The organism is Blautia glucerasea (genome assembly GCF_020537505.1).
Classification (GTDB): Bacteria; Bacillota; Clostridia; order Lachnospirales; family Lachnospiraceae; genus Blautia_A.
Genome location: NZ_JAJBMO010000101.1, coordinates 1 through 683, shown reverse-complemented (window position 1 = coordinate 683; position 683 = coordinate 1). Strand labels below are relative to the sequence as shown.

Genomic DNA, 683 nt, shown 5'->3' with positions numbered 1-683 from the left:
ACGGTGCAGAGAAATCTGCACTGTTTTTTTCGCAGCGAAGGGAGGCTGATAGCCGGAACAATTCGATTTTTTGACCTTTTCAGCGGAATCGGAGGATTCCGAGAAGGACTGCACAGAGCAGGGGGCTTCACCTGTGTAGGACACTGTGAAGCGGATGCGTATGCAGACCACAACTACCGGGTGCTGTTTGATACGGAAGGAGAGTGGTTCTGCAATGACGCAAGAAATATTGAAACAGAACGAATGCCGGACTTTGATCTTTTATGCGCGGGATTTCCTTGCCAGGCATTCTCCATTGCTGGACGAAGGGAGGGATTTGCCGATGCAAGAGGAACCCTTTTCTTCGAAGTTGCCAGACTGGTTGCAGACAAACGACCTGCGTATTTTCTCCTTGAAAACGTACCCGGTCTGCTTTCGCATGACAAAGGGCGGACGTTTCACACCATCCTCAGTACGTTATCTGAACTGGGGTATCATGTCGAATGGAAGGTGCTTAACAGCAAGGATTTCGGAGTCCCCCAGTCAAGGAAGCGGGTGTATATTGTCGGATATCTTGATGAAAGATGTGCCGGAAAAATATTACCTTTCCCAAAAACAAATGGAACAGCTCTTATACAAGTCCATGCTGGCAAACAGGGAGAAAGAGTCTACGCAGAAGAAGGACTGAGCTGCACGCTGACCAG

At 48.9% G+C, this 683-nt stretch carries 1 protein-coding gene; it reads left to right on the top strand.

The genetic code is table 11. The annotated features are described in order from the left end of the window. On the top strand, positions 1-683 hold a 683-nt coding region (gene dcm / locus LIQ05_RS19440), incomplete at both ends, for a DNA (cytosine-5-)-methyltransferase (protein WP_330634051.1).